This is a genomic window from Candidatus Bathyarchaeota archaeon (assembly GCA_026014585.1).
GTDB lineage: Archaea > Thermoproteota > Bathyarchaeia > Bathyarchaeales > Bathycorpusculaceae > Bathycorpusculum.
Genome location: JAOZIA010000014.1, coordinates 1 through 22224, shown reverse-complemented (window position 1 = coordinate 22224; position 22224 = coordinate 1). Strand labels below are relative to the sequence as shown.

Below are 22224 nucleotides of genomic sequence, written 5' to 3'. Positions count from 1 at the left end.
GCCTCCGCCGCAACCAACATCAAGAACCACTGCATCTGGACAGATAGAAACATGAGTTAAGCCCCATTCCGCAACCTTGTGGCTGTGATTCATTAACCTTACCATGGTGCGCCCGAAAAAACCCGTCGGTTTCCTACATTGATTCACCATCTTTTCAGAAAAATTCATTTTTTACCAACAACCTCTGCTCCGCATAGTTGTTTGATGAAATCCCGTTCTTGTTCCCGTGATAAGTTATGTTGCTGCCTTTTTTCATGGCTTTCACAATATTTCTTAAAGTTGTCAGTCCATTTTTTTATGAACATTGGTTGCTCAGGGGTGGTTATTAAATCGAGAAACCTTGAAAACTGTAGAATTGTTTTGGGCTGTAACTTGTGTTCGAGTATGTGAGCGTCTTTTAGCGCTATGTCTTTTGGAACTAGCAATATTTCGAGAATGTTTCTAAATGTTTCATGTCGTTTTTCGACGATGAGGGCTATTTCGGTGCCGCGTTCAGTCAGCGTAATTCCGCCATATTTTTCGTAGTTGACGAGTCCTTTTGTGTTTAGTTTTTTCATCATTTCTACGACTGTTGAAGAAGTGATGTCGAGTTCTCTGGCTATGTCTTTGATGCGGACGAATCCTTTTTGTGATGTGCTTTCGTGGATTGTTCTTAGGTAGTCTTCAGCTTTACTTGAAATATTGCTTTCCATATTAGATTCCACTAAAAATATTAGTGGAGTCTAACATATAAGCATAGTCTACCAGCTTTCAGCTTAAGAAAATCAAAGCAAAGGAACAACAAAAACAACGCCCTGTCTAAACTTTGCTAGTTACCTTTGGCAACAATAGCATCATGATTGACGTTGAAGTGGACTGGGGATTTGAACCCTCGCTATGGAGATTTCACCCTGTAATGCCCCTTTTAAAGTCTACTTGGTATAAAACTACCTGAATCTTTTAGTCTAAATCCGAAAACATACCCCAAAGCAAGCATTCGCAAAAAACCTATCAAACCGCAATCAGTTAAGGAAAGAGTACGATTCCTGCGCTTTTGTTTGAGGGTTCAATAAGTTAGGTTAAATGTTTTTTGTAGGTTTTTATAGTTAACCATCAAAGGTGGTTGATGGGAAAAAAGAATGCGTCTTTTTTTCCTGAAGTATTCATGTTGGTGTTTTTGGGGTTATTGTTGACTAAACATCCGCATTCAGTACGCGTTTTTATTAGCAATATTGGGAACAAATTTATTGCTTGTTAATCAGTAACCTATAATTGGAGCTTGTCTTCCATGGGAAATACCGTTTGTAAAACCGTCTATTTTGAGAAAACAGGACCTGCGAACACTATGGAAACTTTTGAGTTAGCTAAAAAGCGCGCTGAAGAGTTGGGTGTCAAAAATGTAGTTGTGGCGTCATCAAGTGGCGAGACAGGTGTTAAAGCGTCGGAGTTTTTAAATGGCTTCAATTTGGTGGTGGTAACTTATGTTACTGGTTTTTCGGAACCTAACCTGCAACAGTTTAGCCCACAAAATCGAGCTATCCTCGAAAGTAAGAGCGCAAAAATTTTAACAACTGCACATGCCTTTGGCACTTTAGGACGAGCGGTCCATAACAAGTTTGGGACCATTCAAGCTGATGGAATAATCTCATCCACTCTTCGTCTTTTTGGACAAGGCGTTAAAGTCGCCTGTGAAATTTCTTGCATGGCAGCAGATGCAGGTTTAATTCGGACAGATGAGACCGTCATCGCAATTGGCGGCACTGGACATGGCGCAGACACCGCATTGGTTTTGAAACCAACTAACACTCACACCTTCTTCAATTTAGCGATAAAGGAGATAATCTGCAAACCACACCTCTAAATTTCTAATATTTTTTCCCACTTAGATGTTATGTTTGGCTTGAGTTCGGTTGGCTTACGCTGGTTTTGGTGTTCTCCCAATCTTCAATCTTCTAGTCTCTCCGATATTTTATCGTTTTAACACCGCATGGAAACCCGCTGGTAATCTATTTGCTCTTTTGGTGTGCCATTACTGCTTTTGCTAGCCTTTCTCCTAGTTTCACTGCTTGGAGTGTGTCTATTTCGGAGGTTCCGCCTTCTACGGTTACTCCTGGTTTTACGAATATTGGGTTGAATACTCCGATGGTTCGTTCGATGCTTGCGAGAGCGTCAACTTGGCCTCCTGTGCCCGTGGTGAATACTGCGATGGGTTTGCCTGCCATCTTGTCACGTAACGGGTAAAGCCGCGTTAACAGCGACAATGTGCCGCCAGACATCATGCTGAAATGGGTTGGTGAACCAAACGCGTAACCATCCGCGGCTATGACACTTCTAGAATCCACAGCATCCGCCTTTTGCACCTCCACAGTGACGCCTTCAACCTTCTTAGCTCCCTCCGCAACAGAATTAGCGAGCTTCTCAGTGTTGCCAGTCATCGAATCATACATGATTAAAACGTTGGGACTCACATCAAATCCCACACAATAAATAAAATGAACAACAGATAAAAAAACATGGCGCAAAATGCACGTATTTTTAGTTCTTAATTTTTTCATTCTGTTTGGCTAAAACTTCAGAAAACGCAAATGCGGCACTCATTGGAGTGACGATTTGTTGAAAAATGTTCGTTTTTGAAAACAGTTTAAATTTGTTTTTCTTTTTTACACAAATTTTTTATGTGTTCAACTATTACTATCTACGAGTTAACATGACTATAGAAATACCGCCAGATTTGCTTGAGCAAATTTCCAAAGGTAGAGCATCGTTATTTCTCGGGGCTGGAGCATCCTGTGAGGCAGGTTTTCCTGGAAGTAATGATATCGCAAAATTTTTAGCTGACGCGACGGGGGCGGCTCATAAAGAGTATCTTGAAAATCAAAACCTGAGTACAGTTGCAGATTACCTTTATTTAGATAAAAAGAATTTCGGACCACAATGGGTTCGACAAAAAATTATTGAATTTATCGAGAATCATCAAAGACATGTTAAACGTCCACCAAGTCGTGCCCACGAGTTAATGACCAAAATCAAATGGCGCACAATTTTCACAACCAATTACGACAGATTGGTTGAAATTTCTTACGATTCGAGTGCTGAATCTGTTCAAAGACTATTGCCAATTTACTATCCTGATACTCAAATATGGCGACGAGAAGAAGAAGTGGTTAAACTAATAAAACTCAATGGCTCGACGGATGAAGCTCAACGCAAATGTTCTCATGAATTGGTAGTAAACTTTTCAGATCAGACTATAGCCCGCCATTCAAATAAGGATTTTTATGACTTATTAAGGCAAGAAGCCGTAAATGGACCTATTATTTTTGTAGGTTTCAGTTTTTCCCATCCTGGAGCAACTGAACCTGCGAGTTCTCCAGAGTTCTTGCTTTTACAGGATCTGTTGCGGGATATGGGACCCGCGGCTCGTTCTCATTATTGTGTGACTAATCTTGACCTTTCGAAAATAAGTTCTAAACTATTGGTGAAAAAGCTCGAAGGTTCGTTAGTTCAAGTAATAAACGCGAATTTTGGTGAATTCTTGGAAGCAGTTCTTATTCACATGAAAACGCCTGCCCCCCTAGCAAAACGGCCTGCAGTCTCATTACAGGTAGGTACAACGACAATAAAAATTGATTACGATGATTACATAAAAGATAAGCGACATTTTGAAATAATAGGTTCACATCTGCAGGAAGCTGAGCCTCCTTCAGTGGCTGAATCATTGAATGGTTTTGAAAATTGGTCAACATTTTTCGACAAAAAAATTATTGAACGTACTTGCAAAAAGGATCTTTTAAGGAAACTACAGGTGTCTATCGATTCTGCTCCTTCCATATTGTCGGTAGTTACTTCTCCAGGATGGGGAAAAACATTCTTACTTCGTGACATTTCAGTTGATTTAAGTTTAAAAAAGAGACCTGTATTCTGGTTAAATCCCTACAGTGTTATGGAAACGAAAGGTGATTCAACCACATCCTCAATTGTAGGTGGTTGGGATAATAAACGCATCGATAGTCTCATCGGGCTTATCAATAAAACCGACGATCAAGCATTGGACAGTGATTTTGTTCCAGTGATCATCTGCGATAACTGCCCTCAACGAATAGAAGAAGTCTTAACTCTTTTCCGGCATCTAATCAGTAATAACCGACATTTCGTACTAGTTATTAGCTTCCGAAATCAGGAGTTTGAGTTTCTGTATGATTCTAATCCAATTTTGAAAAAAACCAAAATCTTTAGGCCTGAAGGTTCATATAATTCCCAAGATGAAATCAGATATCTGATTGATTTCTGTGCAAAAAACGATGTGGGTTCAATAAATATGTCGCAGGAGTTCATCGCTAACCGAATTTTTGAAGATGACGCTAGTAGCTCTATAATACTTGCATTGCAAATAATTTTTGATAAAAGACACAGACCGTTCTCCGAGATTGTTAAGGGGCTTTGGGAAAAAGTTCATGGTAACGAAACAGCCACAAAATTGGTTCTCAGAGTTGCTTCATTACACAGGTATGGTAGTGTTTTTTATCCACGTTTGTATACCTTGGTAAATACTTTCCCAGCACAAAAACAAAACGAGGCTTGGAGAGCATATCAGGATTGTATGAAAAAAAGTATTTTATTTGAGGAAGTGGAAGAGGATGAACCTCTTGTTCGAACGCTGCACTCTTTAGTTGCTGAAAAATTAGCGCAAGTTAGTGGTAAGAGTCCAGCAGAGATAGACGATGAATTATTATTAATTTCAAAAGCACTTGTGAGTAGAAATGATATCGATTTAGATCTTAGTAGGCAAGTGTTAAAACAAATTAATGATTACAACATTTCCTTATCTTCAGAAGAAAAAGTTGATCAGCTTTTCAGAATTATTGCTGATTCTACCAATGGCGATTGGGTGGTTTGTCAACAATTTTCAAAGTATTTGCTAGGAAAAGGCGACTTCGAAGCGTCCTACGTATGGGCTGTGCGTGCGCTTGAACGGAACCAACATAACTCCGCTTTGCAGCACCATAAAGGTCATATTCTAAGTCGTTGGGGCAAATTTTTAATGGAAACTAACAAGGCTGACGAAGCGCAACAAAAGTTTATTGCTGCGAGGGAATGCTTCAGTCTGAGTCGCAGTACAATAATTCCAAGCGAATATGGATACGTAACTCACTTAGATATGTTGATATATCTTATAAATAATTCAAAAGATGAAAACGAAAAATCTAATCTTATCGCCGAAGGTGCTCAATTATATACCGAGAGTATTAGAAAAGTTCCTGAGGACGTTTACAACTTTCTATTGGACGAGCGTTTCTTCATCTTTGATCTAAAGGGAAATAAAGTTACTCAGCTTTGTGAAAAAATAGAAGAAGCAATCGATAATGGAACTTCTTCGCCTTATGGTGCCGCCTTTATAGCAGACCGCCTTTACGAGAGACTTGGTTATTCTCGTGCGATTGAAGTTCTAGAAAAACAACGTGCCATATCTGATGAAAGTGTTTTAGTTCTAGTTAAAGAGGCAGAAATAAATGCGCGGGAAGGGAATTTCAGCCAAGCCGCCAAAATTCTACACTCCGCAAAGATGAAAGAAAGGGATGCTGAAAATGTAGAAGTGAAATGGGGTTTGGCCTATTGGGACTTGATAACGGCATTTGCGCTTGAGGATTTTCAACGTGCACATTCCGCATCAGGGAAATTAGCTGCTATAGATTTCAGGAAGAGAGATACACTTCCACGAGGTTATATTTGGAAAGAATCTGCAAAATCAGTGAAGAGAATGGATCGTAAATTTGTAGATCATGCAAAAATCTGGTCAGGTTACGTCCAAAATCTTCGAATTGGTGGTCAATATGGGCGAATTGAAATGAAGAACCAAGCAGGTGAAACATTTGAAATGAGTTTCAATCCCCGATATTTCCATCGGCGCGATTTCCGGGCTGGCGATTTCATTAAGTTTGTAGTTGCCATTCTATCTGGTGGGCTTCGAGCTGAGAGCGTTCAAAGTCATCCTTTCATTAATACCATTGATGATGTGTTTGTAAAAACCTAATGTCTTCTGGCACAAACTGGAACCTATAGGTTTTCAATCTGATAAAGATGCCACGCAATTTATGCGGATCCTTTTTTTGCAGCCCGCAGGTCTTAAGATACGCCTTATGTGGCTCGTGTTGTTTTCGATTTGCTTATCCAGCACATCTTGTGGAAGAGTATTTGATTGTCAACTGTTGTACTTTGGATGTTGTTGGTGGACTGGGGGGGATTTGAACCCCCGACCTCTTGAGTGCAAGGGAATCTCAAATGAAACATGGGAAAACTTTGCATCTTGGCTATACAAAACACACAGAAAATCTCATGCAACTGAAATTCTACGTCAATCTAAGAAATATGCCATTATCTTACAGAAACCAAACATGGCATCACAGCTATTGTTGCTTAGCAAGGATATGCGAAGAATAGCCATGAGTTCTCTTAGCAATTTATCCAAATTTCTTGGTGTGTATGATAGTTGGAAGCAGACAATCAGAAATTATGGATTAAAATGGGAAAACACAAACAGCCTAGAAACCTTCCTCAGCATACTTAACACTAACCTAGAAGAAACAGAAACTTGGCTACAACAAGTAATCAAAGGCTTACCAAAAGAGTATTCAACAGTATTAGTTTTTGATGCTTTAACGGGGTTAAGACCTAGTGAGGCTGTAGACTCCTGTAGATTAATCACAGAATTATCAGAGAACGGCAAACTATCTTCTTATCTTGACAAGGAATTAATGATGTTACAACATTTTAGATTCTCCGAATTGTTTCTAAGAAACTCCAAAAATGCTTACATATCTTTCATAACGCCTGAGCTTCTAAATCTAGTTATAGAAACTAAACCAAGAATTAGATACTCCACACTAGACACAAAGATTGGTCGATTAGGTTTTAACAACCAAACAAAACAACTTAGAAAAATCTTTGCAACAAAACTAAGAAACTGTCTGCCTCAAGAACTAGTGGATTTACTACAAGGAAGAATTAGTCAGACCGTGTTCATGAAATTCTACTATAAACCATTGCTCTTAGATACCCAGCAAAAGGCTGTTGCAGTTCTTAAGCCAATGCAAAAGCAACTTCTGCGTATATTGAAGTAAAAGGTGCCAGAGACTGTATTCTGTAGGTATTATTTATGAAGATTCAAAACTTTTGGAGTAACAGTTATAGCGCTAGAAGATAAGTCTAAAGAAAACTCTGTTCTCTTAGCTCTTCCTTTTTCTGAAGGCATATAGCTCACTGCTTCAAAGCAGATCCTTGCCATTGAGTAAGAAGGTTCTAGGGTTATTACCGAAGTTGAACAATCTCTACTCCCTTAGTAGTTTCTTTTCACTTATTTCTGACTAAGAGACTGTGACAAAACTTTTAAGTCCAAACGGCAGGTAAAGAGTGACATGGCTAAGCTTAGATACTTCCATGTTTTTATAAGATATCACTTCAATGGAAGACTGAATGGTTATAGAATACTAAATCTTAAAGAAGACGCTTTCATGCGTGAAATTGTAAAACCATACAATGAAAAACGAAAAATTTGGATACAGGGCTTATCAATAAGTCCAACTCAAATTGAAGGCATAGCACTCTTTGAAAGTGGTTTCTCATTTAGCACGGATATGTTTCTTGAAAATGGGGCAAAAATAGTAGAAGCACCAAATGAAGATTTGATATTGGCTTTTAGTAAGGGAAAGATTAGCGGAGTCACTGAAGTAACGCCCCTTTTTCTTAATTCAATCCCTAAAAATGGATTGATAGTTACTCAAAATGATAACTCACACAAAAAGACCATCTTTATTGTCCATGGCAGAAACGAAACCCCTGCGTATGCATTACAAAAACATCTTACTAGAGACTTAGGCTTAGATGCGGATATGTTTGAAGATTTTAAGAGAACTCTTGGAAGCAAAACTGTTATTGAGGCTTTAGAAGAAATTAAAAATCGAATAGATTTTGCCTTCATAATAGCTACACCTGACGATTATGGTTGTTTGGTTGAAGATTATTGTAACTGCGAAAAAGGTATTCTATTAAATGGAAAAGTGACAGCTAAAGATGTTAAAGCTCTAGAGAGTCAACTTAGCACTAGGGCACGACAAAATGTGGGATTTGAATTTGGCTTATTCATAGGGGCGTTGGGAAGAGAAAGAGTTTGTTGCCTCATGCAGATGGGTATAAAAGAACCTCCTAGTGACTTAAGCGGAGTTCTCTACGAAGAGTTTAACAAAAGAGTAAATGAGAAATTCACAGACATGGATGCTAAACTTAGAAAGATAGGTTTAATTAAATAATTATCAAAGCATTTGGAGTAACAGTTTCAGAAATAGAAAATAGTCTATAACAAATTTTGCTTTTAACATTCAACTAAAATATATTCACCTTACTCATATTGGATAATGACTTTACATGACTAGTCGTAATTATACTAGAGAAATTATACAGCTGGAGAGAGAAATTAAGGATGCACTAAATCCATCTAAACTTGAGACGATAAATGAAGTCTATGAAAAAGGTCTATCTCTTATTACCAAAGTGTTTGGTAGAAACGATGAATACTATAGCGATTGGAAGAAAATAGATATTCCTAGATTAGTAGATTGTGAAAACTTCTCTAAGTTAACTGTCGGAAAACTTCACGCCCAACAAAAAATGCTGAGTCTCTGTAGGTTAATGGTAAATGAATTGAAATCAGAGTGCATAGCCATTTCCAAAACAGAAAAGAAAATAGTGTTTATTGCACATGGTAGAGAAAAAACTCCTGCACTTGAACTGAAAGATTATCTTAAAGACACACTCCACTTAAATGCAGTAATCTTTGATGATGCTAAGAAGGGAAAGACTAGTCCCACAATTATTGAGTTACTTGAAAAACAAATGAAAAATACTGCTTATGCTTTTATAACAGCTACTCCTGATGATTTAGGTTGCCTGTGCAAAGACATTGCTGAATTCAAAGAGTCGCGTATAGGAAAAAGAAATATGGGCGTAGATAAGACAACAGAGATGTTGGCTAAATTAAAAACTAGGGCTAGACAGAACGTGGTTTTTGAGTTTGGTTTATTCATGGGCGCACTAGGTAGAGAAAGAGTTTGTTGTTTGCTAAACGTTAATGTTAAAGATAAGCCAACAGATATTGACGGCATCATCTATGAGCCATTTAAGGAATCAGTAAGAGAAACCTTCCCACAGATTTACGAGAAACTAAAGGACCCAAAAATAGGCTTAGTTAAAACTTAGTCGTGCATAACTAAACGCAAATAAAGCCTTGTTATGATTCATTTTTTCAGATTTTTCTTATAGTGAATCCAGTAATCAACTTATTTTTGGATAAAAAGCAGATAAGCGGTTAAACTTTTGGTTTTGACTTGTTAAACTTTTCTAGTCTGACAATGAGGGGAAGAATATACAATGAAGTTAAAAGTATTGAAACCCCTGACACAATCCTGACCAGTATTGTCTGCATTTCGTCAGATATCAATTTGAAATATGCATTTATTCCAAAGAATAAACCAGTAACCATAAAGAAAAATAGCGCACCCACAGCTAATTGAGTGCCGTAATTGAACCATTTAGAGTTTAGCTTGGTGTACAGCGCATATCTTTTCTTATACATAAGGTAGGAAAGCATCCCACAGAATAAAGCGGTGATTATGTGCGGTATTGCAGATACAGTATCGGAAACTGTTGGTATGCTCTGCCCAAAGACACTCACAGCAATAAACAGCATTAATATTGCTATTGCAGTTGAAACATAAGTGGAAACCGCTAACATGGAATCTAAGGGAGAGAATTTTTCACTATTAAAAAACCTAAAAAGCAAAGATGTAACGAACGCAATTAGGAAGAGAGTTGCTGCGGCTAAAGAGTATGCCTGTGCCTGTGGAAAAGCCTGCTGTGTAAATGCAGAAACTGCAATACATAAAGAACCTACTACTACAAAAGGTGAAGACTCTTTGAAGGCTCTTAGAAACTGCGGGTGCCATTTTGTTAGCGAATTTATTGGATCAAAGACTGAAGTATTTTCTTTATTTTGTTTTTCCTCAGCCATAGCCATCAAGTCTCTATCACCTGTTACTGCTTAAAAGTTTTATAAATAAACACCTCTTTGTCACATTATGACATGTATTGTGGTACTTCTTTAAAATTTAATTTAGTCCTCTTGCTATTAGGCTACAGATAACAGTAATAGTGGAAGACTAAACTTACCTTTTCATATTTTCAAAAATAGAAAATGAAGGGGTTAGGATATTGCTGAGACTGTTACTACTCCATAGTCAGCTTGTGTGCTTTGTTCTGCTACAACTTCACCGTTTTTTAGTATTTTTACTGTGAGGTGTCCCCAGTCTGTTTGTTTTTGTATTACTGCTGTTGCCATTGTTTGTTTTGATTCCCAAGCAGTGTTGCCTGTTCCTTGAACTGATTTAGAAGCGGTAGCTCCCCCAATAGAGCCAGACCAACTGGTGTCTGATTGAACTACAATGCGAAAGGTTGCTTGATTGGTGCCTGGCGTGCTAGCAGTATTAGACAAAGCTAACGCCATGATAGCTACAAAGCTAACGATTACAACTAAAGATATGGCAATTATCTTGCCACTTTGAATAGGTAAAGAGTTTTCTTTTGCTGCCATATTTCTCCCTAAGCCACCAGTTACGCTATTTCTCAATATAACGTTTGCTTATAATTGCTTACAAATACGGATAAGCCCTAAAGAGGGGTTAGATTATACTGCTTTTGGATTTAAATGGTAAAAGTCAAACTGACTGTAAGCATATTGCCGGACCTAGTTCACTGGATAGATGAGCAGGTGGAACAAGGACACTTTGCAGATAGAAGTCACGCCGTACAATACTCAGTCCTTAAAGTCAAAGAGTTGATAAATAAAGGGGAAATAAAGTTTTAGTTTTTCAGGTATTTGCTAGACAAAGCAAACCCATTAACTGGTGTCTTTTGTTTAGCAAAAGTTTTATCTTTTAAGATGACTATTTTGGTTTGATTCATATGAAAACCATCGTGCTCTTATGTGGAACTAACGAGGCTGGAAAAACTAAAACATTGAAAGCATTCTTTGGTTTGCCACTCACAGGCAGACTTAAGCCATTTCAATTACTTGAAAGAACCCTCAAAGGGAGAAAAATCTTTGCCGTTAGCTTGGGGTCTCCACAGGAATTAGAAGGTTTTTGTGAGGCAACAGATGTTAAGAACAACATACAGAGAAGGATACAAATCTGTGAGGAAAAAGCTGCTGGAACAGATTACGTTTTAATTATCCCTTTCGGCGTCTATCAGAAATCCAAGACAGAAGATAAGCTAAACAAATCGTGCTTCCTCAATCCTATAAAATGGCTAAAATCCAATGGCTTTGAAGTAATAGCGGTCTACTTAAGGAAAAGAACTGCAAGACTAATAGACGCAAAAGATAAACTCATCAGAAGCGTTGCCATAGACGAGGAAATTGAAAGCAGCAAAGAATATCACAAACAAGCAAAAGAACTGGAAGATATAATAAAGAAATACATATAGTTCTGTAAAAACAACAGCTTCAATGCCTGTGTCGGGAAAGTATTTTTGTCTTTTTTGAGTTACTTCCAATAATCTTTTCTAAATCAGGCATTTCTTTTCCGTCTTTTACTTCCTCAATCATTTTGGAGAGTTTCTTTATGTCTCTATTGTATATCTTGTTTGTTTCTTTTGCCAAATAGACTGTTCCTAAAGAAACTGTTATTATGCCAGCATATAGCACCACATAGTTATTACATTTTCATAAAATAAAGTGTAGAAGAGAACAAAGAATCCCAGAAGAAACGCAATGTAGGCTGAAAGATTAGTTGTTAGTTTTGCGTGACAGCGGTCTGAACAGATGTTGATTTTCATAATATCTAACTGAAATATCCTTTCATCTTTTTCTGTTTTCATTATCTTTACTCGTTGGCGTCCTTACTTTTTCTTGTAACAACAGTTCCGTTTGAGCTAAATCTTTGCTCACTGCTTTCACCGTTTATCCAAGCTCAATCAATGGGTTATTTCTGCTAACTTAGCCAAAAGGCTAGTAAATTTCAATTGAATCAATTGTGTTTGCCACTCTTTCAATTATATTTTCTCTTGCATAATTTCGGTTACCTTTTAATAAATCTTCAAAAACATCTTCAAGAATCCCTTTGTCAAAAATTATTACTCCTCTCCTTTCAAGTTTTTGGCAATCTTTTGGCGTGCACAGAACTGGAACGAAGGATACCTGTCCAAAGTTGTTTGAAGATTCAAAATGCTTTCTTGTTTCTAACAGCATACCTATTTTCTTGTCGTCAAGTGGACCAATATCGCAATCTATAAGCAAAACCCTCTTGTTATCTTCATAGGCAATAATGTCAGCGCTTCCAATGTTATGGCTACTTTCAACAGCACTCAGTGTATCAAACGACTTCTTGCCATAGGGTGTTTTAATTTCAACTCCTAAGTGGATGGCAGAAAAACCAGCTAACGATAAAAGCCAAGTCACTGCATTTTCAAAGATTTTTTGTGGTTGTTTACCATAATGTTCAGGTTCCAGTAGCATATTCTTAAAATCTTCAAAGGAACAAAATGCACTAAGAGTTTTCAGTAAAGGCTCAACCACGTTTTCTAAGGGGGCATTCGCACATACGTCATCAATAGTAAATGGCGCGTCACTATGAATTAATTCTACATCCATATGGTCAAAAGGAAGCACACTGGAGGGAGTTACAACTATTTTAACAATGTCCGAGTTATCTTTTTCCTGTTGTTTACCGTCTTCTATTGAAGTAATGGTTCTCCAAATAGTTCGTTGAGAATAACCCTGTGCATCTTCTCGTTGGAGATTAAAGTTTAACTGCAATCTTTCTAAATTATTGCTTTTAACAACTTCAACTTGGAAGGCTTTCCCAACAAAGCGGGCATTTTGTAGTTTGATATCATTAAAAACAGTTATCTCAAAATCTCTGCCGTCTCCAGATGATATATTGTCTATGTCAAGAACATCTTTCAGTAATTCTATCACGCCTGAATAAGTCCATCGTTTTGCCTCCAAATGCTGATTGCTTACAATAGACCATAGACTGCTTCTATCTGGTTCTTGATTACCTCCTGATGCATTTATTACCCATTTAATCTGCTCTCTCATCCTTTTTCGGGAGGACAACACTTTCAAGTCCAAAGGAGAAAATTTCCTTACTGGTATTCTAATGTCTCCTGCTTCAGGTAAGTAGAAGCGGAGAGCACCTTCAACGAACTCATTGAATATTTTGAGGTCAAAGGCTTCTGCTCTAAAAAGGAGCATGAAATCATTATTCCTAATTGTGGGAAGCCTTTCATGTTCTACAAGTACGGTCTCAACGGTTTTGTTGGTTACAAAAACAGACGTTAAGAGATTCGTCCATATATTATTTGAGGGGTTTCTGATGGCAACTGTCCTTATGTCAATGCTATTCAGCAATGGCTGAAATACGTTTAGAACTGAGAGTAACTTATCGGAAGCCATCACAGGCATAATACCACCAGTATTAAACTCCTGGAAGTTTGTGCAATTTCTTGTGTCTTAATCGCTCTAAACGGATAAGGAAAAGGTGATGAGTAAGTCCTTTAACTGTTAGCATAAGTCTCCATTATTGTGCAATTTAACTTTAAAGATTTGCCACTTTAATCCAGTTCCTTCGCTGTCTAAAGTTTCAGTTAGAGTAACTGTTGCCTGAAAAGTTGAATTTATCTAAATCTTGTGATGCATGCGGTAAACCCATTGGCGGACTATACTTACACTGCCCAAAATGCAGTATCTGGCTTGCTTCCTATGCCCGTGGACTTTAATGCAAAAAGGTATAACTATCCCGTGAAATGCCCAATGTGCAGTGGAGAACTCAAAATAAAGTGCATTTCAATATTCGGTCTTGTTACATTCCTTAATCCTCTGCAACGACTTAACTTTAAACAAAAAATAGTTTGTTCAGATTAAGAATTGATTTTAATCATAGTTTTGTTGGTCACAGCATAAAAGTTAAAAAATTGTTGCGTAAAAAGTTTTAAATGGTCAAAACGGAAATAAAGAATAAATGGGAAGTAAAGTGAGAAGAGGAATACTAGCAGTAATAGTCGTTGTTTTAGTGATTGTGATTGGTGTCTCAGTTGTCCTGCTTTCGCAAGGGGCATCACAAAGAGGCATTTTCCAGTCAATGCCTAATGGTTCAGTTTTCATAAAATTAACTGATGAAGGAACTGGAAAGCCAATTGGAAAAGTTGACAGCGGTTACGTGCATGTTGTTTTGGGTGGGGTGGATAGAGGCTATCTTAATGATGAAGGCGAATTAAAGATTGATGACATAGAGCCTGGGAGTCAAGAGTTGATGCTGGTGATTCCTCATTATGGGGAGAAAAGGCAATTTGTTACTGTTGAATCTGGGCAAACTGTTCCAGCCAGTATTGTAGTTGATATGCCTAACCCAGTTTTTGATGTTTCCATTAATTGTAAAACCAGTTGGTTTTTTGATGAATATGGGGAAATAACCGTTACACTCACAAACAGAGGCGATGTTCCTTCAGTGTGTACAAGTGTGCTTCTTCTTGTCTATACCGATGATGATACTTCAACACCTATAGCTACGCATATGATTGATTTCCCAAGTTTAGTTCCAAGGCAAGATGGAGGGGCATCTCAAACGTCAGATACATGGAAATGCTCTGCCTTTAAGTACGGACCCAAAGAACTCATAACGGCAGTTGTTTTTGACGGTTGGGCTTATACTCCACAAAACGAGCAAGTTGTTAGCTCAATTTCCAGTTCAAACTCTATATTTACTGATTTATCTTATTCTGTAGCGAATTACTTGAAGAATCACCCTGACCTAATGGTCAATACTGTTTCCAAAATAGTAATCGGCTGGATGGGGTAAATGCTATTATTACATAGCAGACAAATTTGTTTGCTCATATATCATGAGTTTTCTACAACCGTGACCTTGCGGTAAGCAGTTTTCCATCAATAAAGGGAATATACACTAGTACACTTAGATACATAGCCTCAGATACATAGCGAATAATCATAGCCTAAACAACATGGTCTGAGTAAAAGGTAAACCCATAGGCACCATTTGATTTTCTAATCACAAATTGAAAAGGTGAAAGTAAAACCACTCCTAACTCTAATGCCGTACCGTACGGCATTTAATGCCAAATGGGAGATTGCTAAGATTCTATTATTAGGGAAATGAGAAGATGTATAGTATGTAATACATAGCCCACAGATGCAGCGTTGCATCCTTAGTTCTAAAATACAAAAAAATGAGGCAGGGTAGTTTGTGAATGTAGTGTAGGTAGTGTAGATACAGCAGGGAAACACACCACATTTAGTGCTCACAGAGAAAAAGGGGTTGGTTAGAAGTTATTCAACTTCCAGTTTCAATTATTCTTCACTGGATTCTTCTTCCTCTTCAGCTTCCCTTTCTAACTCTTCTTGTTCAAATTCTTCTTCAAGCGATTTAGGCTCATCTTGCCTTTCCTCTCTTCCTATTATCTGCCTAAGTTCCTCTTCCAAGACATCTCACCTCATGCTGTTTTAGGATTAGCACTCAAAAAAATGGGAAATGATAGAACATTCCTGCTCGCTTATAACTTACCCTGCTTAAGCAAGATTTCTGCTGCTGAATCCAATGTATTGATTAAAGACTGCTTGCTTCATTCTCCAGCTTTAAACCCCCTTCACGGAAAAACTTCAGATCTTTGCTCATTATTTTACCACGCTCTGCCAGGTATCTCCATCCCAAGTGATACACTACATTCACTAAATACACTTGTGTCCATGTTATGCAACTCCAGAACTTTGAGCTAAACGCGCAACTGTCTCAACTGTGATGTAATATTCAAAGCCATGATTCATTCTGCGTCTGTTTCTAAACCCAAAGCTTCTCAGCATACGTCCAATATACTGTTCACTCACCCAGCCACCATTTTCAAGATGGGAAGCAAAGACACGCTTAATCTCACCTAAACTGTACCACTGGTCTTCAGTAACTGCTGTCTGCAAAGCTTCAATAAGCAAGTTTTCATGTGAATCAGCATTATCAAGTCTTCTCTCTGCAACAGTTTCCAAAGCAAGAGTCCTCATGTTGGCAAGTGTTGATTCACCAAAGAGTGTAGCTAAAGAAAACATGGGTCTCCAAAGCTCCCAAGCTCTTCCAGATATCCCTTCAACAGCCTCTGCGTCAGTGTACGCTTGTCTCACCATCTTCCAGTTGTCCATTAGGAAAAGGAACTGTTTGTCACGTATCTGTTGCCACAAAGTATCATTAATGTTAACTTCACGCGTTGTCTTTTCAACATTTGTTCCTCGTTGCATGTGAATAGTCATACATCTTGATTCCAAGACGTTGTCTATGCCTGCAATGTTTGCCAGCATCTTTGGGGAATAGGTGGGGTAGTCTATTGGTATATAATCATCGTCGTTTTCGCGCCAGATCATCCTTTGAACTAGCCCGCCTCTCTTATAGCCACCAAGCAACATTGTTCTAAATTCAGAGTTAAGTCTGCTTGAAACTGCTTCTCTTTCATCAATGAACAGAGTGCATCTGTTTCTGTCAATCATTCTAAAGATGCCAGGGGTGTTTGTGTGTAGGCTGAATTTTCCGTTGAAGCTTAAGCAACTGCATAGGGTCATGAGTTTTGATTTCCCACTTTCTGAGGGACCGTTTAAGAAGACGTAGGGGTAGCTGTTGAATAGTGGAAAGTAGTAGGTGCCTATATTCCAGAGTGCAAGGTAGTCGTAGAGTCTTTCGTCTGGTAGGTCCATGTAGTTTACTAAAGGGTTTTTTGTTTCTTGGTATAGTTCGTTTGGTTCAACAGTTGGGGCTGTTTCTTGCAGGTAGTTAGTAATGCTTTCTTCAGACCATTTTGGATAAGAGGTGCATCTGGGTGGTTGGAGTTCTATCCTTTGATTTGCTAAGTCAATGGGAGCACACGGAATAAGTGTTTTGTCATCTTTGATCAGGAAAGTGTTTGGTATGTTGTTTGTCGCTTCTTTGTTTCCTACGAATGCATGCTCAGCAGTGAAATCTAAAGCTGGATGGATTCTAGTCCATTGAAGGCTGTTTTGTTGGATTATTGTTTCGATGTTTATTGTGTCAATATTTTCATTTTTTGACATTTTTTATCTTTACTATAATTGGCAACAACCTTTTCAAAAGAGGCTCACAAAATACGCGCGCTTTTTTAACAAAACTTAAATAGGAAAATGTATGGAAACACTGCTGTGCCCAATATGGCTGTTCATCAAGTCTTTGGAGGACCAGCAGATTCTCTCTTATCTGATGAATGCCTTTTTGGTTTTAAACTCAGCAACCATCATAGACATGTTTTGTTAGCATTGGGACTTAATGGTCCCAACACAAAAACGAAATTGAGACTAGAAATTAATTCTGAAAACTTGCCTAGAGGTGATTCGCATCTTTTAGGAAAGAGATTGCATATTGAGCAAGCAAGACGAGCCGTTAATCAGCTTAAGGATTTGAAGATGGTAACTGAATCTGAAGATTCGTTTTTAATTTGGCTGACGTTTCCTGGAGTAATTTGGTTTTTAAGATATAAAGGCGCAGAGGAAAACGAACAAACCTTTGTTAAAAAAAGAATTATTGAGTTCTTAACTGCTTATGAAAAATTTGCCAAGTCTAAGAGTAGTCGTTATAGAGAAATTGCAGCGCAAACCTATGAAAAAGTAATTCCATTCTGTTCTTTGTGGAAGAAAATCCCTAAAGATCTGTCAGACAAGTTTGTTGAGAGATTAGCATCAACTGTAAGTAATTTCTATTTGCTCGATAAAGGGGTTGTTCAAAACAAATGTTTGGACTTACCGCTTGAAGTGTACGTCAAAGATAGTGGTGATAAATGCTCTCAATGTCGGTTGACTTACACTCTTTTAGAAAAAGATGATGGAGTTGAGAAGTTCTTAAGAACTGAAGCTGCTACTATGTTGCGTGAATCATATTTGGCTTGTTTGTTTTCGGAAGACCTTATTGGACTTAGTGGTCTAAGTGATGAAAAAACTCTTGAGAAGTTACCTAAGCTAAAATCTGTCACTGAAGCGCTTTCTTTTGGATTTATAAAATCACCAAGTGAGCTTTTTACTCATGAATTTCTTAAGTTCTTTGCTAAGTATGCAGGCGTTGAATATTTTTTTACTGGAATATTTGTTGATAATTGGCTATGGGATAAAAAATCCTACAATTGATGAGAATCAATGCACTTAATGCCAGTTAGTGTATATTCGCAGTCAAGGGATTACTTTTGAGCCCTATTGACGCTTTTCTGGGTATCTTATTTGAAAAATCACTCACAGTATTAACATAATTAAAGCCCAGCTGTGCCAGATGCTGTTCTATCCCTCATCCTTTCTTTTGTTTGATTTTGTTTTAACTACTTTACCTTTAGGGGGTGGTGACTAGAGCATTAATTATTGGGGAGTTTATGTTCAATGTTAAAAAATCTGTAATGATGCACAGAGAAATGATATATCTGAGCCTTTCTCAGCGTTTATAAGGCATATAACTAAGCTGTTCTAGAGGCTGATTAGCAGAAATAAGCATCTAAGCACAAGGCTCACAAAATTTGTTTTAATGAACGTTATATAGAACGTATGCTACTCAGGAGTTCAGGGACGTAAAATGACAAAGATTGAATGCCCAATTTGTGGAATTGAGGGTGTATTTCAGCAAAGAGGTAATAGTTTTAGAATACAGCATTATCAAGGATATGTTGAAGGTAAGAGAATTTACACATACCACAAGGTAAATCCTTCTCAGATACGAAAGATGTTGGAAGTAAATGGAAGTAAACGTGTGGAAGTAAATACTTCTGTTTTAAGCTCTGTTACTGAAAAGTGGTGGACTGGGGGGGATTTGAACCCCCGACCTCTTGAGTGCAAGTCAAGCGTTCATGCCAGCTGAACTACCAGCCCGCGGGTGTTTCTTGGATTCTTAAGCGGTTCATTGATATTTAGGTTTTGTTTGCTGCCCCGACATCGGGCTGTTTATCTACGTTGGAAGCAGCAGCCTATTTGGAGCCTATTAGTAATTGTATGCAGAAACGATAGGGGGGTAGGTCCCTGAATGTGTGTGCTGATGTTTCTTCTTTTGGGTGGAGCCTGCTTTTGATTTGGCAGCTTTTGAAATGTTTAAATAAAGATAGCTCCGTTACTTTTGAGCATGCCACGTTCACGTAGATATCGGAAAAGCCAAAGTCAGGCTAAGCCTGAATGGGGCAAAAACAATCCTCAGACTAAAGCCAAAAACAAGAGAAACATGATTATACTGGGCGTCGTCGGAATAGCCCTAGTGGCTGTAGCGGCGGTTTTAGTGCTTGGTCAAGGCACCTTGTTCCCAGCGCCTCCTGCTCCCTCGCCCACTCCAACTCCAACAGCAACTCCAACGCCCACTGCCGCGCCCGCTTTGACTTCGCCCGAAGGTGAATACAGCGCCAACGGCACCCAAGTTCTCTTAGAGACCTCCATGGGCAACATTATTGTTCAGATGCGAGACGACAAACCCATCACGGCTCAGAACTTCGTGGACTTGGTTAATTCAGGCTCCTACAACGGCACAGTTTTCCACCGCGTTATCAAGGGCTTTATGATTCAAGGCGGCGCAGTTACCCCTCAACCCGCAACTATACCTGACGAAATCGGCAATGACAACCGTAACATCCGAGGCACTATAGCCATGGCAAAGACTGACGAACCCGACTCCGCAACCAGCCAGTTCTTCATAAACCTCGTAGACAACGGCAACAACGCTATAGACCAAGAAGGCACAAAATTCGACAGCGTCTACACGGTTTTCGGTCAAGTCATCAGCGGCATGGAAGTGGTTGACGCAATAGCTAACGTACCCGTAACCACTAACCCCATTGGAGAACAAAGCCAACCCCAACAGACAATAACGCTGATTAAAGCTTCAGTACTCTAAAATCTTCTTTTTCCTACTCTTATTTTTAAGAAAATGAAAAGAAGCCTGCTTAACGCAAGCGCTTAAAAGCTGATTTATTTTCCTTGTTCTTTAGGTTTGGAGCCGATTTCTACGCATTGAATTTGAACTTGGTATTTTTTGCCTCCAGCTACCATTTTGCCCATTCCGTAGAAACCTTTGCTGCCTGTTTTGAAGTCTTTTTTGTCGAGAATGAAGTTTTGTTTTTCGCCATTTAGCTGTATGGTTGCCATGTTTACTTCTTCGCTCATTTTAAGTCACCATTATTACAATAGGTTCATTGTGAGGTTGCTTTTCACTTTTTCGCTACGCTTGGGTTGCTGGTAAAGCTAAAGCTGTTTATTTGGATTTTTGTTTTTTAGGTATTTGCGCTGTTCAGTAACTTGTTTGGGCAAAGTTTTAACCGTTCTTGAAAAATTTCTGCGCTTATTTGTTTCAAGTTTTCATGTTTTGTTGGTAAATAAATAAAAGTGATGTTTGAAACGGTAATATCCGTCCGTGTGTTGAATGCTGACTGAACCAGACTCCGCCTTGTCAACCGAAGCATGTGACCACATAGAAAAAATCAAACATGCCGACTTACTCGTAGGTATCCCCTCATACAACAACGTACTCACCGCAAGCTACGTTATCTCCCAAGTTGTAAAAGGCTTAGAAACCTACTTCCCAAACCAACGCGCCGTAATTTTTGTCTCCGACGGAAAATCTGTAGATGGAACCTTGACGTCGGTTAAAACGGTGCATCTGCCAAGCAGTATGGACCTGATTCCCGCCATTTACGTGGGCATTGCAGGCAAGGGGTCTGCCATAAAAGCTGTTTTTGAAGCTGCCCGATACTTGGGGGTGAAAGCTGTGGCGCTGGTCGACTCGGACTTGCGAAGCATCACTCCTGAATGGATGAATCTTTTGCTTTCTCCAGTGCTGTCTGGAACAGGGCTTGTTGTTCCCTACTACAACAGACGCAAATACGACGGAACCATAACAAATTTTCTTTGTTACCCAGTTACAACCAGCCTTTACGGCAAAAACGTAAGGCAACCAATCGGCGGTGACTTCGGGCTCTCTAACGGGTTGGTGAATGAACTGCTGGATTCGCCACTGTGGAAGTTGCCTGCCGTGCGCGAATTCGGCGTGGACATCTTTGAGACACACACCGCTTTGGCGAAGGGCTTTGAAGTTAAACAGGCGTTCTTAGGCATCAAAGACCACGACCCCAAAGACCCAACCAAACAGTTAACACCCATGTTCAGGCAAGTTATCGGCACCATGTTCACCTGCATTGAACAGTACGAGCCTGCTTGGAAAGAAATTCGAGGTGTCGACGCCGTGACAATGGAGGGTGAAGAGAAGCATGTTAACTCGCAGCCGCCAATACCCATAGACCTGCAAAACATGATAAGCACGTACAAGAAAAGATGCGACGAACACCGCAGTCTCTGCAGCTCCATTTTGAGCAGTGAGTTTCTGCGTGAGTTTGAAACGCTTAAAAATCTTGATAAATCCGACGTCCATTTCCCGATTGATGTCTGGGCAAAAACCGTTTACTCCTTTATCGCGGCTTTCCATAGGGCAGAACCTGACAAACGGACTTCTTTGGTGGATGCTTTGCAGGTTCTCTGGACAGGCAGGTTAGCCGCTTTCATAAAAGAGACTTTGCCGATTAGCCCCTCTGAAACCGAAGAGAGAATCTTTGAGCAAGCCCAAGCATTCTTTAAACTGAAGAGTTACTTGGCGGACATTTACTGACTTGAGCCAGGTGTCTTTGTCCTGTTCAGGGCTATTTTCCCTCTTATGCAAGTTAAATGCCTGTCTAAAAAGCAATTTGTCTCTAACCGCTGATTCGCCTTTAAAATAAGGAATCGCAGAAACTTTTCTCTGAAGCAGCGAGGTTGCTATAACTTGCTTGTTGGTTTTTCATTTCTTCTCTCCTATTGTGTTCCGGAGCCCCAGCGAACCCTTATGGAACGGTATTTCCTATTTTTTATTTCAGCTTTCTCTGTGATTTAAGATTTGAGTTTCGTTAGGTGGTGAATTGATAATTAACTGGCTTGTTTTTTTGTAATTAAACGTTTCTTCTTTGCTAATTCACTTCGTTTGCTTCCTGCCATTCTTTGTTAAAGTATTCTTGAAGTATTTTGATCAATACTGGGTTATTTGACCACATATTGGGCGTCAATAGAGGGTTGAATGGTGCCGTGTTAAACAAGGCTTCTTTTGTGTCAAATAGCGCTAATGTAATTGGAGGAGACGCAAACGTGTATTT

General features: G+C 39.0%; 20 protein-coding genes and 1 tRNA gene. 10 read left to right on the top strand and 11 right to left on the bottom strand.

Features of this window, described 5'->3' with window-relative positions; translation table 11 throughout:
• Nucleotides 1-164: 164 nt before the first annotated feature.
• Nucleotides 165-692, bottom strand: coding sequence for a metal-dependent transcriptional regulator (locus NWF01_05855; GenBank protein ID MCW4024542.1), 528 nt, complete (start codon nucleotides 690-692; stop codon nucleotides 165-167).
• A 575-nt stretch (nucleotides 693-1267) separates the two neighbouring features.
• Here NWF01_05855 and NWF01_05850 point away from each other — a divergent pair.
• Nucleotides 1268-1840 (top strand): hypothetical protein, encoded by a 573-nt coding sequence (locus tag NWF01_05850; GenBank protein ID MCW4024541.1) that lies wholly within the window; start codon nucleotides 1268-1270, stop codon nucleotides 1838-1840.
• Nucleotides 1841-1985: 145 nt separating this feature from the next.
• Here NWF01_05850 and NWF01_05845 read toward each other — a convergent pair whose 3' ends face one another.
• On the bottom strand, nucleotides 1986-2447 hold the full coding sequence (locus NWF01_05845; protein ID MCW4024540.1) for a flavodoxin domain-containing protein: 462 nt from the start codon (nucleotides 2445-2447) through the stop codon (nucleotides 1986-1988).
• 239 nt (nucleotides 2448-2686) lie between these two features.
• Between NWF01_05845 and NWF01_05840 the strand changes: the two genes are divergently transcribed.
• The 4 genes from NWF01_05840 (at nucleotide 2687) to NWF01_05825 (ending at nucleotide 9228) form a co-directional block, all read left to right on the top strand.
• Nucleotides 2687-6010 carry an SIR2 family protein gene (locus tag NWF01_05840; GenBank protein ID MCW4024539.1) on the top strand — a complete coding sequence of 1108 codons (3324 nt, stop codon included), beginning with the start codon at nucleotides 2687-2689 and terminating at the stop codon, nucleotides 6008-6010.
• A 211-nt stretch (nucleotides 6011-6221) separates the two neighbouring features.
• Entirely contained in the window at nucleotides 6222-7097 is an 876-nt protein-coding gene (locus tag NWF01_05835; protein MCW4024538.1) for a hypothetical protein, read from the top strand.
• 294 nt (nucleotides 7098-7391) lie between these two features.
• Nucleotides 7392-8282, top strand: a complete 891-nt coding sequence (locus NWF01_05830) for a nucleotide-binding protein (protein MCW4024537.1) — start codon at nucleotides 7392-7394, stop codon at nucleotides 8280-8282.
• A 115-nt stretch (nucleotides 8283-8397) separates the two neighbouring features.
• Nucleotides 8398-9228 carry a nucleotide-binding protein gene (locus tag NWF01_05825; protein ID MCW4024536.1) on the top strand — a complete coding sequence of 277 codons (831 nt, stop codon included), beginning with the start codon at nucleotides 8398-8400 and terminating at the stop codon, nucleotides 9226-9228.
• 109 nt (nucleotides 9229-9337) lie between these two features.
• Here the strand turns inward: NWF01_05825 and NWF01_05820 are convergent, their stop codons facing one another.
• Together NWF01_05820 and NWF01_05815 are read right to left on the bottom strand one after the other, a co-directional pair.
• Nucleotides 9338-10045 (bottom strand): hypothetical protein, encoded by a 708-nt coding sequence (locus NWF01_05820; protein ID MCW4024535.1) that lies wholly within the window; start codon nucleotides 10043-10045, stop codon nucleotides 9338-9340.
• 186 nt (nucleotides 10046-10231) lie between these two features.
• Nucleotides 10232-10618, bottom strand: a complete 387-nt coding sequence (locus tag NWF01_05815) for a hypothetical protein (GenBank protein ID MCW4024534.1) — start codon at nucleotides 10616-10618, stop codon at nucleotides 10232-10234.
• A 371-nt stretch (nucleotides 10619-10989) separates the two neighbouring features.
• Between NWF01_05815 and NWF01_05810 the strand changes: the two genes are divergently transcribed.
• Nucleotides 10990-11511: a hypothetical protein gene (locus NWF01_05810; protein MCW4024533.1), complete on the top strand. Its 522-nt coding sequence runs from the start codon at nucleotides 10990-10992 to the stop codon at nucleotides 11509-11511.
• Nucleotides 11512-11530: 19 nt separating this feature from the next.
• Here NWF01_05810 and NWF01_05805 read toward each other — a convergent pair whose 3' ends face one another.
• Nucleotides 11531-11686, bottom strand: coding sequence for a hypothetical protein (locus tag NWF01_05805; GenBank protein ID MCW4024532.1), 156 nt, complete (start codon nucleotides 11684-11686; stop codon nucleotides 11531-11533).
• Nucleotides 11687-12034: 348 nt separating this feature from the next.
• Nucleotides 12035-13492 (bottom strand): hypothetical protein, encoded by a 1458-nt coding sequence (locus NWF01_05800; protein MCW4024531.1) that lies wholly within the window; start codon nucleotides 13490-13492, stop codon nucleotides 12035-12037.
• A 556-nt stretch (nucleotides 13493-14048) separates the two neighbouring features.
• Between NWF01_05800 and NWF01_05795 the strand changes: the two genes are divergently transcribed.
• Complete coding sequence (locus NWF01_05795; protein MCW4024530.1) at nucleotides 14049-14885, top strand: hypothetical protein; 837 nt, start codon at nucleotides 14049-14051, stop codon at nucleotides 14883-14885.
• 509 nt (nucleotides 14886-15394) lie between these two features.
• On the opposite strand, the gene NWF01_05790 is transcribed toward NWF01_05795, so the two are convergent.
• Nucleotides 15395-15526 carry a hypothetical protein gene (locus NWF01_05790; protein MCW4024529.1) on the bottom strand — a complete coding sequence of 44 codons (132 nt, stop codon included), beginning with the start codon at nucleotides 15524-15526 and terminating at the stop codon, nucleotides 15395-15397.
• A gap of 267 nt (nucleotides 15527-15793) precedes the next feature.
• Entirely contained in the window at nucleotides 15794-17131 is a 1338-nt protein-coding gene (locus tag NWF01_05785) for a hypothetical protein (GenBank protein ID MCW4024528.1), read from the bottom strand.
• A gap of 114 nt (nucleotides 17132-17245) precedes the next feature.
• Here NWF01_05785 and NWF01_05780 point away from each other — a divergent pair, with 114 nt between their 5' ends.
• Nucleotides 17246-18211: a hypothetical protein gene (locus NWF01_05780; protein ID MCW4024527.1), complete on the top strand. Its 966-nt coding sequence runs from the start codon at nucleotides 17246-17248 to the stop codon at nucleotides 18209-18211.
• Nucleotides 18212-18860: 649 nt separating this feature from the next.
• Here NWF01_05780 and NWF01_05775 read toward each other — a convergent pair.
• A tRNA-Ala gene (locus NWF01_05775) sits at nucleotides 18861-18937 on the bottom strand.
• Between the two features lie 247 nt (nucleotides 18938-19184).
• On the opposite strand from NWF01_05775, the gene NWF01_05770 reads away from it, so the two are divergent.
• Complete coding sequence (locus tag NWF01_05770; protein MCW4024526.1) at nucleotides 19185-19943, top strand: peptidylprolyl isomerase; 759 nt, start codon at nucleotides 19185-19187, stop codon at nucleotides 19941-19943.
• A 74-nt stretch (nucleotides 19944-20017) separates the two neighbouring features.
• On the opposite strand, the gene NWF01_05765 is transcribed toward NWF01_05770, so the two are convergent.
• A complete protein-coding gene (locus tag NWF01_05765; GenBank protein MCW4024525.1) occupies nucleotides 20018-20212 on the bottom strand; it encodes a hypothetical protein in 195 nt (64 codons plus the stop codon).
• Between the two features lie 256 nt (nucleotides 20213-20468).
• On the opposite strand from NWF01_05765, the gene NWF01_05760 reads away from it, so the two are divergent.
• On the top strand, nucleotides 20469-21707 hold the full coding sequence (locus tag NWF01_05760; GenBank protein MCW4024524.1) for a cell wall biosynthesis glycosyltransferase: 1239 nt from the start codon (nucleotides 20469-20471) through the stop codon (nucleotides 21705-21707).
• A gap of 334 nt (nucleotides 21708-22041) precedes the next feature.
• On the opposite strand, the gene NWF01_05755 is transcribed toward NWF01_05760, so the two are convergent.
• Nucleotides 22042-22224 (bottom strand): hypothetical protein (locus NWF01_05755; protein ID MCW4024523.1); only part of this gene is annotated, 183 nt, incomplete at its 5' end.